9 protein-coding genes and 1 pseudogene are annotated in these 12,552 nt (G+C 42.4%); 4 read left to right on the top strand and 6 right to left on the bottom strand.

Annotation, left to right across the window (positions count from 1 at the left end):
* Positions 1 to 28: 28 nt before the first annotated feature.
* Positions 29 to 805: a peroxide stress protein YaaA gene (gene yaaA, locus AACX38_RS14645; RefSeq protein WP_228864778.1), complete on the bottom strand. Its 777-nt coding sequence runs from the start codon at positions 803 to 805 to the stop codon at positions 29 to 31.
* A 198-nt stretch (positions 806 to 1,003) separates the two neighbouring features.
* Here yaaA and tal point away from each other — a divergent pair, with 198 nt between their 5' ends.
* Positions 1,004 to 1,957 (top strand): transaldolase, encoded by a 954-nt coding sequence (gene tal, locus AACX38_RS14650; protein ID WP_099108802.1) that lies wholly within the window; start codon positions 1,004 to 1,006, stop codon positions 1,955 to 1,957.
* Between the two features lie 228 nt (positions 1,958 to 2,185).
* The gene (gene mog / locus AACX38_RS14655) at positions 2,186 to 2,761 is read left to right on the top strand and encodes a molybdopterin adenylyltransferase (protein ID WP_099108803.1); all 576 of its coding nucleotides are present in this window, start codon (positions 2,186 to 2,188) and stop codon (positions 2,759 to 2,761) included.
* Between the two features lie 114 nt (positions 2,762 to 2,875).
* Here mog and AACX38_RS14660 read toward each other — a convergent pair whose 3' ends face one another.
* Together AACX38_RS14660 and AACX38_RS14665 are read right to left on the bottom strand one after the other, a co-directional pair.
* Positions 2,876 to 4,270 carry a glycoside hydrolase family 1 protein gene (locus AACX38_RS14660; protein WP_228864781.1) on the bottom strand — a complete coding sequence of 465 codons (1,395 nt, stop codon included), beginning with the start codon at positions 4,268 to 4,270 and terminating at the stop codon, positions 2,876 to 2,878.
* Positions 4,271 to 4,347: 77 nt separating this feature from the next.
* Positions 4,348 to 5,754: pseudogene (locus tag AACX38_RS14665) on the bottom strand (PTS transporter subunit EIIC); the annotation flags it as partial.
* A gap of 713 nt (positions 5,755 to 6,467) precedes the next feature.
* On the opposite strand from AACX38_RS14665, the gene AACX38_RS14670 reads away from it, so the two are divergent.
* Positions 6,468 to 7,109, top strand: coding sequence for an ArsR/SmtB family transcription factor (locus AACX38_RS14670; RefSeq protein WP_099120816.1), 642 nt, complete (start codon positions 6,468 to 6,470; stop codon positions 7,107 to 7,109).
* Positions 7,110 to 7,824: 715 nt separating this feature from the next.
* Positions 7,825 to 9,114, top strand: a complete 1,290-nt coding sequence (locus tag AACX38_RS14675; protein WP_228864783.1) for an MFS transporter — start codon at positions 7,825 to 7,827, stop codon at positions 9,112 to 9,114.
* Between the two features lie 62 nt (positions 9,115 to 9,176).
* Here AACX38_RS14675 and AACX38_RS14680 read toward each other — a convergent pair whose 3' ends face one another.
* Genes AACX38_RS14680 through AACX38_RS14690 form a run of 3 tightly spaced genes read right to left on the bottom strand, consistent with a single transcriptional unit; the run spans position 9,177 to position 12,293 of the window.
* Positions 9,177 to 10,346 carry an MFS transporter gene (locus tag AACX38_RS14680; RefSeq protein ID WP_228864784.1) on the bottom strand — a complete coding sequence of 390 codons (1,170 nt, stop codon included), beginning with the start codon at positions 10,344 to 10,346 and terminating at the stop codon, positions 9,177 to 9,179.
* Between the two features lie 18 nt (positions 10,347 to 10,364).
* On the bottom strand, positions 10,365 to 11,543 hold the full coding sequence (locus AACX38_RS14685) for a cysteine desulfurase family protein (RefSeq protein ID WP_228864786.1): 1,179 nt from the start codon (positions 11,541 to 11,543) through the stop codon (positions 10,365 to 10,367).
* Positions 11,544 to 11,591: 48 nt separating this feature from the next.
* Positions 11,592 to 12,293: a hypothetical protein gene (locus AACX38_RS14690; RefSeq protein ID WP_193757140.1), complete on the bottom strand. Its 702-nt coding sequence runs from the start codon at positions 12,291 to 12,293 to the stop codon at positions 11,592 to 11,594.
* Positions 12,294 to 12,552 lie beyond the last annotated feature (259 nt).

A 12,552-nucleotide genomic window follows, 5' to 3' on the forward strand; every position in this document is an offset into this window, starting at 1 on the left:
TGCCTCTGGTTATCAATGCTACTGATTATCAATGCTGCTCAGAGCGTTTAAACACCAGCTCATTCTCTTTAGATAGAGATTCATCAAACGCGTATCCTTCCAGATTAAACTCCACCAGCCGTGCAGGATCAGTGAACTGGTTCTGAATGATAAACCGGCTCATCAGGCCGCGGGCTTTTTTCGCATAGAAGCTGATGACTTTGTATTTGCCATTCTTTTCATCCAGAAAGACCGGCTTAATAATCCGGGCTGCCAGCTTTTTCGTATTGACGGATTTGAAATACTCGTCAGATGCCAGATTGACCAGAACATCATCCCCCTGTTGTTCCAGTGCCGCATTCAGGTTTTCCGTGATGTGATCTCCCCAGAATTTATACAAATCCTTACCACGGGGATTTTCCAGTTTGATCCCCATTTCCAGACGGTAAGGCTGCATCAGGTCAAGCGGACGCAAAACCCCATATAATCCGGATAACATTCTTAAATGAGTCTGGGCAAAATCAAAATCAGCGTCTGAGAACGTTTCTGCCTGCATCCCGGTATAAACATCACCTTTAAAAGCCAAGATCGCCTGACGGGCATTTTCCGGTGTAAAATCCGGCTGCCATTCACCAAAACGTGCGGCATTCAGTCCCGCCAGTTTGTCACTGATCCCCATCAGACTGCTGATTTGTGCCGGTGTTAACGTACGGCAGACATCAATTAACTGTTTTGACTCCTCCAGTAATGCAGGTTGACTATACTTTTTTGTAGCAAGCGGACTTTCATAATCAAGTGTTTTGGCCGGTGAAATAGTAATAAGCATGATTTTGTTCCGAATTTTTGAATGGTTATTCTCAATAATCGAGGCTTTTCCTCTCCAATTTAGCAAAAATAACCGGAAAAAGGGGAATAACAACGATAGGATTTTCCTAGCTTACGAGCCGAGCCTGACCATGTTATTATCACAGGATGGCGAGGCAACAATGCCAAAGATTTTACGTATAACGATGAGATATTAAACATGACCGATAAACTGACTTCCCTGCGTAAACTGACAACAGTTGTAGCAGATACCGGGGATATCGCGGCAATGAAACTGTATCAGCCGCAAGATGCAACAACTAACCCTTCTCTGATTTTGAACGCTGCCCAGATCCCGGAATATCGCCAACTGATTGATGACGCCATTGAATGGGCACGTGCTCAGAGCGATTCCCGTGAACAACAGATCATTGATGCCGGCGATAAATTGGCGGTTAACATCGGTCTGGAAATTCTGAAACTGATCCCCGGCCGTATTTCCACTGAAGTTGATGCCCGCCTTTCTTATGACACCGAAGCCAGTGTCGCAAAAGCAAAACGCCTGATCAAACTGTACAACGAAGCGGGCATCAGCAATGACCGTATTCTGATCAAACTGGCTTCCACATGGCAGGGTATCCGCGCTGCGGAGCAACTGGAAAAAGAAGGTATCAACTGTAACCTGACTCTACTGTTCTCTTTTGCTCAGGCTCGTGCTTGTGCAGAAGCAGGTGTTTTCCTGATTTCTCCATTCGTTGGCCGTATTCTGGACTGGTACAAAGCAAACAGTGATAAGAAAGAATTCGCACCAAACGAAGATCCGGGTGTGATTTCTGTTTCTGAAATTTACCAGTACTACAAAGAACACGGCTATAACACCGTTGTTATGGGTGCAAGTTTCCGTAACTCCGGTGAAATTCTGGAACTGGCTGGCTGTGACCGTCTGACTATCTCTCCAGCATTGCTGAAAGAGCTGTCTGAAACAGCAGGCGAAGTTGAGCACAAACTCAGCTATGAAGGTGAAATCAAGCCACGTCCTGCGGCAATGACTGAAGCTGAATTCTATTGGGAACATCATCAGGATGCGATGGCAACCGAAAAACTGGCGGAAGGTATCCGTAAGTTTGCTATCGATCAGGGTAAACTTGAGAGCATGATCGCTGACTTGCTGTAGTCCTGAGCGGCACACTATACCCATTGGATTTCGAGTTGCATCGCGGCGGCAAGGGAGAGAATCCCCGGGAACATAGAGAACTATGTGACTGGGGTGAACGAGCGTAGCCAACAAAGAGGCAACTTGAAAGACGAAGTGTATATTTTTTATTCCTTAAAGGCGACATAATAACCGTGTCGCCTTTTTCACTTTCACTATTTTTATCATTTGCTGTTAATTGAGGTTCGCATGAATGTATTACGCATTGGCCTCGTGTCTGTTTCTGATCGTGCTTCCAATGGTATTTATCAGGACAAAGGTCTACCTGCATTAGAAGAATGGTTGGGAAAAACGGTAACGACGCCTTTCAGTATAGAAGCCCGCCTGATCCCTGATGAGCAAATCCTGATTGAACAAACTCTGTGCGAATTAGTTGATGAATTGGGCTGCCATTTAGTTCTGACAACAGGTGGAACAGGTCCTGCTCGTCGTGATGTTACCCCGGATGCAACTCTGGCAGTTGCTGATCGTGAAATGCCCGGATTTGGTGAGCAGATGCGCCAAATCAGCCTTCAATTTGTACCCACCGCAATTTTATCCCGTCAGGTAGGCGTGATCCGCAATCAGGCATTAATTCTTAACTTACCCGGGCAGCCTAAAGCTATAGCAGAAACGCTGGAAGGGCTGAAAGATGATAGCGGAAAAGTCTTAGTACCCGGAATTTTTGCCAGTGTACCTTATTGCATTCAGTTGTTAGATGGCCCCTATATCGAAACTGATGAAAGCATTGTCTCAGCCTTCAGGCCTAAAAGTGCCCGCCGTTAAGATCTTAATGCTGGCTGACTGTTGTTATTACTCAACTTATTATTGCTCAACCAGCAGAAATTAGATTTTGAAAAGGTTCTGAATACATCAGAACCTTTGAGAAGCTGAGCTGGCTCAAATCAGGCTGCCACCGCCCGTTTCAATAACCTGTTTATACCAATAGAAACTTTTCTTACGACGGCGTTCCAGCGTTCCGGTTCCCTGCTCATTTTGATCAACATAGATATACCCGTAACGCTTGGAAATCTCCCCTTTTGAGGCACTAACCAAATCAATGGCTCCCCAGCTGGTGTAACCCATGACATCCACTCCATCTTCAATGGCTTCCCTAACCTGCACAAGATGGTCATTAAGATAGCTAATCCGGTAATCATCCTGAATTGTGCCATCGGCTTCTACGGTATCTTTGGCTCCCAGTCCATTCTCAACAATAAACAGCGGCTTCTGGTAACGATCCCATAATAAATTCAGTAACGTTCGCAATCCGACAGGGTCTATCTGCCATCCCCATTCTGAACTGGCCAGATGGGGATTCGGGATCATATTCAGAATATTACCCTGCTTTTTCTGATAGTCCGCTTCATTGCCGGAAGTACACCCACTCATGTAATAACTGAATGAGATAAAATCCACCGTGTTTTGCATCTCAAGCTTATCCTGTTCAGTTATCGTGACTTCAATACCATGTTCCCGGAAATAACGCAGCATATAACCCGGATATGTCCCACGAGCCTGAACATCACCAAAAAACAGCCATTTCTGGTTTTGCCGGAGAGTCGCCAGCACATCATCCGGTTTACAAGTCAGTGGGTACATCAGCCCACCCAGTAACATATTGCCGATACGGGCATCAGGGATAATTTCATGGCAAAGTTTTACCGCGCGGGCACTGGCAACCAATTGATGATGAATAGCCTGATAGATTTCTGACTGTGTGCTGTTTTTCGGTAACCCGACGCCAGTTAGTGGCTCATGCAGTGACATATTGATTTCATTGAATGTCAGCCACAATTTCACTTTTTTCTGATAACGAGTAAAAACTGTGCGCGCATAACGCTCAAAGAAATCAATTAATTTACGATTTCCCCATCCACCGTGTTTTTTAACCAACGCCCACGGCATTTCATAATGGGATAACGTAATGACTGGCTGAATTCCGTATTTCGCCATTTCATCAAATAACCTGTCATAAAATGCCAGACCCGCTTCATTGGCCTGCATTTCATCGCCCTGAGGAAAAATCCGGCTCCATGCGATGGAAGTCCGCAAACAAGTGAATCCCATTTCTGCAAACAGAGCGATATCTTCGGGATAACGATGGTAAAAATCGATAGCGATATCTTTAAGATATTGTGTACTCTCAGACTCTCGCTCAATGACCGGCCCCATAATTCCCTGTGGCTGGACATCCGAAGTAGAAAGGCCTTTTCCGTCAGCTAAATAAGCGCCTTCAACCTGATTGGCAGCAATAGCCCCTCCCCACAGAAAATGTGTCGGAAACTGTTTCATACAAATATCCTCTCGGGTTACAAACTAATTGATCAATAGGGTTTTAATGATACTTTTCACTGTTAACTTTCTTTTGTAGAAGGCCTGAGCAAAGAATTAGAAGAGGCCGGAAGCCCAAACAGCCATGTCAGTACAGTAGAAATGATAAAGGCCAGCGCTGTGCCAATCATCGCTCCCCACACCGTGTTATTGATGCCTGTTGGTGGGATCATCTGAGTGAAGGTAAAAATATTCACCAGCCCCGCTGAATAAATTGCGCCTTGGTAATACCCCACCACCGAACCACCAATTGCCCCCGCAACGCAGCCAAAAATAAATGGGCGTCGGTAAGGTAAAGTCACACCATAAACCGCAGGTTCAGTAATACCGAACATACCGGAAGTCGCAGCAGAACCCGCCAGCATTTTTAATTTCGCATCCCGCGTACGCAAAAATACCCCAAAGGCCGCCCCTGTTTGCCCTATCACTGCGGGCAGCAACAGAGGTGTTAATGTATCGTGCCCGAGAACCGCCAAATTATTGATAGCAAGAGGAACGAATCCCCAATGAAGGCCGAAAATCACAAAAACCTGCCAGACTGCGCCCATAATCGCCCCAGCCAGTGCAGGAGCTACCCCATATACCGCCTGATAACCACCAGCCAGCAATTGACTCAGCCATGTAGCCATTGGCCCGATAACCAGAAACACCAGTGGAACAATCAATATGAGACAAATAAGAGGAGTGACGAATCCCTTAATCGTGGCAGGGATGTGATCATTCAGCTTTCTCTCCACTTTACAGCTAACCCAGGAAGCAAAAATAATGGGGATTACCGATGCACTGTAGTTCAGGAATGAGAGCGGGATCCCCATGAAATACTCGGTAGTGCTTCCCGCACTTGTTGATGCCTTAAAGGCGGAGATAATCATCGGATGAACCAATGCTCCCCCGATGGCCATCGTAATAAAAGGATTGCCGCCGAATTTCTTACCGGCTGTATAACCGAGCAATAGAGGAAAAAAGTAGAACAAAGAGTCGCTGGCAGCATACCAGACGTGATAAGTCCCGCTATCAAGAGACATCCATTTCAGAGTAACAGCAACCGCAAGCAGCCCCTTCAAAATACCCGCCGCTGCCATAACACCTAAAAATGGGGTGAAAATACCGGATACAACATCAATAAACTGATTAAAAAGGCTGTCTTTTTTATTGTTAGCGGAGTTCGGAAGCTCAGCGGTATCTGATGTTTGCTCAGCAGAAGTCAGTTCTTGCTGAACAGCCTGATAAACATCACCGACCTGATTCCCGATAACTACCTGAAACTGACCTCCGCTTTCGATAACCGTGATAATACCTGACTGAGCTTTTAACTTATCAATGTTAGCCAGAGCACTATCCCGTAATTTAAATCGTAGCCGGGTTGCACAATGGATGAGACTGATAATGTTCCCTTGACCACCAACATCCGCAATAATTTCCTGAGCTAATAGCTGGTATTTCATACTATTTTTTCCCCATTCTTCCATAGCGTGTTATTTTTCTATACCCATGGATTTCAAGATGTATCGCGGTAGCCACTGCTCGATGAAAGGTAGAAGCCTCTTTAACAACCTAAAAGTATACATAAACTATATTTATGTAATGATAACCAGAATGAGTAGAATGCAGCCACAAAAAGACAACTTGAAAGAGGGCGGGTATATTGAATGGAATACAAAGTAGTACACTTTATTCAAGCGAAAAAAAACCTGACAACCCTTCCAACACAGCAATTCAGGAAATCATTGTCAGGAGTTATACCCTAAAGATCTTCAAGTGAAGCAACTGACAATAACTTCAACTTAAAGAACAACAAGTATATCTGCGTAAATGTTTAAAATAGTGATAATTCAATTTTAAAGCCTAGTTTCTTTTGTAAATCACTCAAATTTCTCGTCATAAAAATGTGACGATGATCGCGATATTCCAGATAACTCATTCTCGTTAAGAGCAAGCTGCATCGCGGCGGCAAGGGAATTCATCTCTGGGAACATAGATAGCCATATATTTATAAAGTCGGTGGCTGGGGTGAGCGAGCACAGCCAACAAAGAGGCAACTTGAAAGACGAGCCGTATTAGTCATTACTTTGCCTAGTGCTCGAACCATCGGAAAAACTTTGATATCATGATATTCAATGAATCTATTGAATATCATGATATTGGGAACCAGATGTCAATGTTTGATAAACAAATTCTTGTTGAGATTGCCGAAATAGCCAAAGTACTGGGAAATGTCCATCGCCTGACATTACTTGAGTGCCTGATGAATTCTGAGCAATCCGTCGAATGCCTGTCAGAGCTTTCCGGTCTGTCTATTGCTAACACATCCCAGCATCTGCAACATTTAAAACGTTCAGGGATCCTGCAATCCCGTAAAGTCGGTAAACATGTGTTTTATCGTCTGGGGGATGGTCCGGTGATGGATATCATTACCACTATCCAGAAATATGCTGAGTTTAATCGGGCAGAAATGCGCAGATTGATTGATGATATGGATAATCAGGAAGCTATTTCATGGGATGAATTGCTGGATCGAATCAAGGAAAAGAGCACCATATTATTGGATGTCAGGCCGAAAGAAGAGTTCAATCAGGGGCATTTACCGAATGCCATCAATATACCGATTGATGAACTGGAGAGCCGATTAGATGAACTGACTTCCAACTCAAATCTTATCGCTTACTGCCGCGGCCCCTACTGCGTTCTTTCTGATAATGCCCTTGAATTATTACGCGCCAAAGGCATTCGTGCCCGCCACTTTAAAAAAGGGTTTTCCGGCTGGAAAGATGCCGGGATGGATGTTGAAAGTATCTCTTAGGTTATTATAGGCCTGTAACAGGCCTATCTCTTATGGTTTTCTATTCTCAAAACACAGCGCAATGGCACGATAACGGTTCTGCGCTGTGTGAAAAATCAGAATAATAAAATAAATCATATTATTAGAAATAGATAATGCTTATCGTAAATCTAATACATTGTTTTCTTTTATAGGAAGCAATGCGTAGATTCATATATTCAATACAATGTTTATGGATCAATGTGATTGAACCAGATAAAAATTAAAGGAGATCTATTTCATAGATGGTAATGTCTTTCTGCTATTCCAATAGAATTAGATATTTATTGCATAAAGGGTGTTTTACATCATCGGATAATCAATCAGGCTGTTGATATTTTCAAGAATTGTTATGAAGCAATGATTAACGATTTGCTCCCACATCAAGTTGAAATGAAAAGAAAAAATAGAGCGCACTGCCTGTAAGATAAAAATGTAATTTTGTCTGATGACTTGTCTTTTACCTAAAACCGAAGATTAACATCTATAATATTATAATGTTACCCCACCTTATAAAAACTACAGATTAAATACCTTTTAATATTAAATTAGATTTGTTTTTAGCTTTATTAGAGTCTGATAGAATCATCAGTATACCTGCTGTTTTTCAATATGTAGTTTCCTTAACTACATATTGAGATCCATAAAGTATATAAACTCATATGAAAAATATTTTATAACTATAAATCGGTACCTTATGTCACAACATCACAATCGTTCTCTAAACAAACAGGATTATAAAACTCTTTCTCTGGCAGCTTTAGGCGGTGCATTAGAGTTTTATGACTTTATTATCTTTGTTTTTTTTGCTGTCGTACTGGGGGAACTGTTTTTCCCTGCAGACATTCCTGAATGGCTCCGACAACTCCAGACTTTTGGGATTTTTGCGGCCGGTTATCTGGCACGGCCTTTAGGCGGGATCATCATGGCGCATTTTGGTGATCTGGCCGGGCGCAAAAAAATGTTTTCTCTCAGTATCCTGCTAATGGCTTTACCTACATTAATTATCGGCATGTTACCGACCTACACTACAATTGGCATCATCGCCCCACTACTTCTGTTAGTTATGCGAATTATGCAAGGAGCGGCAATCGGTGGTGAAGTTCCCGGTGCATGGGTATTCGTGGCAGAGCATGTTCCCCGTAAACATATCGGTTTTGCCTGCGGAATATTAACTGCGGGATTGACTCTCGGCATTTTGCTTGGCTCTCTGGTCGCAACAGCAATTACTTCGGTTTACAGTAAACAGGAAGTTTTAGACTGGGCATGGCGTCTGCCTTTCTTCCTTGGTGGTCTCTTTGGCCTATGTGCCATGTACCTGCGTCGCTGGCTACATGAAACGCCAATATTTAAGGAAATGCAGGCACGTAAGGCATTATCAGATGGTTTACCCCTGAAATCCGTCATTCAGAATCATAAACGAGCTATTACTGTTTCCATGTTGCTGACCTGGCTTCTTTCTGCGGGTATTGTCGTCGTCATTCTGATGACTCCTACCTATATGCAGACAGTTTTCCATCTTGAACAATCCATGACGCTGAAAGCCAACAGTCTGGCAATTGTGTCACTTTTTATTAGCTGCGTATTAGTCGGGCATTTCTGCGATAAATGGGGTGCCAGCAAAGTTTTATTGGCAGGCAGCTTATTACTGGGCGCAGCCGCTTGGTTCTTCTATCACAATATCAGCCATGACCCCATCAGACTATACAGTGCTTATGCAATCGTAGGGTTCTCTGTGGGAGTTATCGGTGCTGTACCTTTTATTATGGTTCACAGTTATCCACCGGAAGTCCGCTTCAGTGGTATTTCTTTTTCATACAATCTGGCCTATGCCATTTTTGGCGGGCTAACACCGATTATCATCACTCTGTTAATGCAATATACGCAATTAGCTCCCGCATACTATATGCTGATGCTGTCTGCGATGGGAGTGTTATTAGGGCTTTATCTGAGTAGAAAAACAATATCAGGTAATCAGGCAATATAAAGCAAGAGATAACCATAACCACCCGCTATATGGGTGGTTATGATTGAATCCAACAGAACCTTTTATTTCTCTAGGACAACCCCACCCGATTGTTGCCTTGGTAACGCTATAACAAGCTCAAGAATGGCTATTGCAGCGAGCGTAGTGATAAATAAGGATTTACCTGCTTCAACTAATATCCAACCACCTATTATTGGAAAACCGAATATCCCTACAAAGTAAGAGACAACGAACCAAGTAAGAGCTGCGTGGCGATTCTCAAGAGCAGATTCATTTATCGCCCAAGTTTGGATAACGGGATATACCAACCCATACCCCAGACCCGTTAAAATAGCGGCTACAATCTGAAAGGCTGAATGAACAGGTATACCGAACAAAAATAAAATACCCAGAACTAAAAATGACATAAGTGTGATAACAAGTGGAATACGAGGTACAGTTGATAAATAGCGAGCCAGCAGAAGCCGTGATATAACCACAGTCACTACATGAACAGCAAAAAATGTGCTGGCTCTTGAATCTGTTCCTTCCACTATTGAACTCTGGAACGACATCATGCCAGAAAACACGCAGCCTCCCAGTCCTACCATAATAATCGGACGGATTGCACTAGTAGCCGCAATCTTCGATATATTCTTTATCCAGGGTCTTAATGATAATTCCCGTTGAGCCTGAGGTTCTCTAAACCCAAATACCATGAAAAATAGCGATGCAAAAATAGCAACAATACCAACCAGAAGAAAAGCTATTAAGATAGGTATTTTTACCTGTTCAACAACGACGTAGAGTAAAATGGGGCTGCCACAAATTCCTGCCATCTGGAAAGCACTGAAACGTGTAAACCAGTATCCTCTATCTACATCAGAAATACGTTCAGACAACGCCATTGGCCCGCTGATATAGAACATACCCCAACCAAGGCCAATCAAAAACGCGCCTATACGTGGCATGTAACTCAGATCACCCGCGGAACTGCTGAGAAAAAAATAACCACATGACACTGATAAAGCTGCTAAGGCTGCGAAACGCGATGCTTCCAGCCTCCCGGCAAACCATCCAACTAAAGGAACACCAATCAAAGTGCCGATTAAAGCCACACTCAGTGTCATTCCTGCGTCAATATCACTCCCTCCTTGTGACCGAAAAAATTCAGAAATTAAGAAAGTCGCTCCATATCCACCCGCAGTAAAAGTCGTGCCGAAGAGGAGAAAAAGTGCTGATGTCGTTCGCATAAATCAAATCCTATATCACTAAGAACTGAATGCTCTTGGAACCATAGACCTCAGTTTATTTATTGCTTCTTTCAACTTATGGCAAACATAGTCTATTTCTTCTTCATTGTTAAATCTTCCCAACCCGAAACGTACACTGGCTTGAGCGTGCTCATTACTAACACCTATAGCCTTTAGCACATGTGACGAATCTCTGTTTGCAGACGTGCATGCAGACCCTGAGGACAGTGCAATATCAGAAAGCTCAAGCAACAGCGAGTCTGCATCTATTCCTTCAAACGTTACATTAAGTAACCCCGGCAGACATGCAGTTAGATGACCGTTTATCCGAATACCATCCACATTTTCAATAAGATATTGTCGCAGTATATTTCTCAGGTGACCTAATCTCTGTGATTCGTCTGGTAAGTTTTTAACAGACAACTCAACTGCACGACCAAACCCTACTATCCCTGGGACATTAAGAGTCCCAGAGCGCAGACCCCGTTCATGTCCGCCACCAACAATGAGGGGAGATAAAACAATATTTTTATCGCGCGAGTTGATATAAAGTGCTCCAATACCTTTCGGCCCATATATTTTATGTGCAGAAAATGAGGCCAGACTAATATTCAAACGTTGTACATCAAACTCTATTTTGCCAAGCGCCTGTGTAGCATCAGTATGAAAAATTATATCCTGCTCTTTACAAATAGCGCCTATTTCCTCAATTTTTTGCAATGAACCAATTTCATTATTTGCCGACATAATAGAAACCAGATAAGTATCATCTCTCAATGCGCTATATATTGAGGCAGGGGATACAACACCGTCACTTTGCGGTTGCACATAGGTGACATCTATTCCCATTGATTCAAGTTTAGCGCAACAATCAAGAACAGCCTTGTGCTCAATCATTGATGTGATGACATGCCCTTTTTTATTTTTATGCTGAAGAGTTGTGATGGCAAGATTAATCGACTCGGTTGAGCCAGATGTAAATATAATATCCGATGGGCTTACCGCATTGATTGATGATGAAATTAATTTTCTGGCATGCTCAACGGCCTCTCTGGCTTTCCAGCCAAAAGCATGGCTAATACTAGATGCATTGCCATACTCATGAGTAAGATAAGGCATCATAGATTGAAGCACTTCGGGATCTAATGCAGTTGTAGCATTATTATCTAGATATATTAATTTGGATAGAGTTTGCATAATGTTCTGCTTTGTAATGTGAAGATGGAATTATATTATTTAAAATAATTAGGCAAGTGTTATATCACCCTGACTCACATCACCAGTTTCACTAACGAGATTAAGACGAATAGCACTGGAAACACCTAACATATGGCTAAGTTGAAGTCCGCGAGCATATGCTAGTGCTCTAGACCACACACAATCTTCAAAGAATACTTCCAAAAGAGTATCTGTATTATTACCTGCTGCTTTTTCAAAATATTCTTTTGTAATAGCTGCGCAGGTGAGTTTTTGAGTTGGCTCTTCATAAGAAACATCAGACATTGATGGTTTGGAATCTGATGTGCTTTTGGAAACCATACGTTGCTTGAGTATTTCGGGGATTTCTTCAGAGGCAAGGATGTGAACTAAGTGTTGTCTAGCGGAATCTTCGTGAATAACTCGTATTTCACCAAGTGATATTTGATGCTTTTCAGCTATGGGTAAAAAAACGTTTACAATCGAGGTGTGGAGTTGGCTCAAACGAGGGTTTCTTTTTTGAGAGTTAGATAGATTATCTGCCAAGAATTGTAAACGAAATATTCCACGGTGATCGAAGGCTATAGATATTTTTGGTAATTGACCACATTTTTCTTGGATTTTTTTTGCTAATACAAGCGCTGCTTCAAAGGCTTTTAGTTGTGCTTCGACAACTATTTTATCCTCTTTATCAAGATAAACACGTGAATTGCCAGCGAGTATACTAATATTATTTTCTTGTATATTTATATTCATTAACTATTCGCCCGTCATATTTAATTGTTAATCCACGCAGATGAAGATAGCACATGAAAAATTCATCAAACAATTTTCAAATTGAAAAGTATAAGCTAGATCAAAATATTATATGAGGTTGGAATTAGAACATATATAAAAATTAAATTCCTCGTTTAATTTATTAAAATAGTGACAATCATCCTTTCTCAATGTTTCTCACCCTGATGATTTCGTGCCTTATGGGATATGTCTTCACACTAAAGAAATAAAG

This window comes from Xenorhabdus sp. PB30.3 (assembly GCF_963895965.1).
GTDB lineage: Bacteria > Pseudomonadota > Gammaproteobacteria > Enterobacterales > Enterobacteriaceae > Xenorhabdus > Xenorhabdus stockiae.

Coding starts and splice junctions, on each gene's coding strand:
- tal (WP_099108802.1), top strand. CDS start 1,004: ATGACCGATAAACTGACTTCCCTGCGTAAACTGACAACAGTTGTAGCA.
- AACX38_RS14680 (WP_228864784.1), bottom strand. CDS start 10,346: ATGCGAACGACATCAGCACTTTTTCTCCTCTTCGGCACGACTTTTACT.
- AACX38_RS14670 (WP_099120816.1), top strand. CDS start 6,468: ATGTTTGATAAACAAATTCTTGTTGAGATTGCCGAAATAGCCAAAGTA.
- yaaA (WP_228864778.1), bottom strand. CDS start 805: ATGCTTATTACTATTTCACCGGCCAAAACACTTGATTATGAAAGTCCG.
- AACX38_RS14685 (WP_228864786.1), bottom strand. CDS start 11,543: ATGCAAACTCTATCCAAATTAATATATCTAGATAATAATGCTACAACT.
- AACX38_RS14660 (WP_228864781.1), bottom strand. CDS start 4,270: ATGAAACAGTTTCCGACACATTTTCTGTGGGGAGGGGCTATTGCTGCC.
- mog (WP_099108803.1), top strand. CDS start 2,186: ATGAATGTATTACGCATTGGCCTCGTGTCTGTTTCTGATCGTGCTTCC.
- AACX38_RS14675 (WP_228864783.1), top strand. CDS start 7,825: ATGTCACAACATCACAATCGTTCTCTAAACAAACAGGATTATAAAACT.